We start from the raw sequence: 863 nt of genomic DNA on the forward strand, positions 1-863 counted from the left end.
TATACAGAAACTTTTGTGTTAAAAAATAATGCTATTAATAATAAAAATTTCGCTCTTAAAAATGGACTTCTTGGACTTTTTAGAAGTTCTCCAGAAAAAATCAATCATTTTGAATACTTTCTTTCATTAATAGCCACCATAATGCAAGAAACAAATGGTATTTTAGAAGAGCTTGGAGATAATTATTATACAAACTACAAAGTTCCTACCATTAGTCAAACAAAAATCATAGATTTTATTTTAAAGGCACATGAAAAAGAAAAATATATTTTAATTCTTGATAAAAATGATTTTAATAGATACAGAAAAGATTGCTCCTTTGTTAATAATCAAGAAAATTTAGCTCATAAAATTGCCATTGGGGAATTTAGAATTTTTATTGTGATTTATAAAGATATGAAATGTCTTGAAAATATTAATAATATAACAAAAATATATGGATATAATTCAAAAAGTTATAAAATAAAAGATCAAATTTGGGATGAGCAATATTTAGGTGGAGTTTGTAAAATATCACAAGCTTTGTATTTTAATGGAAAAGCTAAAATAGGTATTATTTAGGAAAATTATGATAGGTAAAGACTTTTTATATTCTATTCATAAAGATAAAAAAAGTATTTATTTGTTTTGTGAAAATAAAAGCATCATTGATTGTCAAAGTATTTATGATGAACTTTATAAATTAGAAGCAACGACAGATTTTACTTTTGAAGAACTTCAAAACTATCAAGCTTATATCTTCCTAAACTCCACTCTCCTTACAGGCTCAAATGAACTTCCTAACAATCCTTTTTACTTTGGAGAATTAGATCAAGATAATACTATAAAACAAGATACACCTAGTTATTATTTTTCTCCTAAAG

1 protein-coding gene and 1 pseudogene are annotated in these 863 nt (G+C 24.2%); both read left to right on the forward strand.

Features of this window, described 5'->3' with window-relative positions:
* Positions 1–561, forward strand: a 561-nt coding sequence (locus KAR67_RS09385; protein WP_225982080.1) for a hypothetical protein, incomplete at its 5' end; no start/stop codon positions are given.
* A gap of 7 nt (positions 562–568) precedes the next feature.
* A pseudogene (locus tag KAR67_RS09390) lies at positions 569–863 on the forward strand (hypothetical protein); the annotation flags it as partial.

It is taken from the genome of Campylobacter sp. JH32, from assembly GCF_017846535.1.
Lineage (GTDB): Bacteria > Campylobacterota > Campylobacteria > Campylobacterales > Campylobacteraceae > Campylobacter_D > Campylobacter_D coli.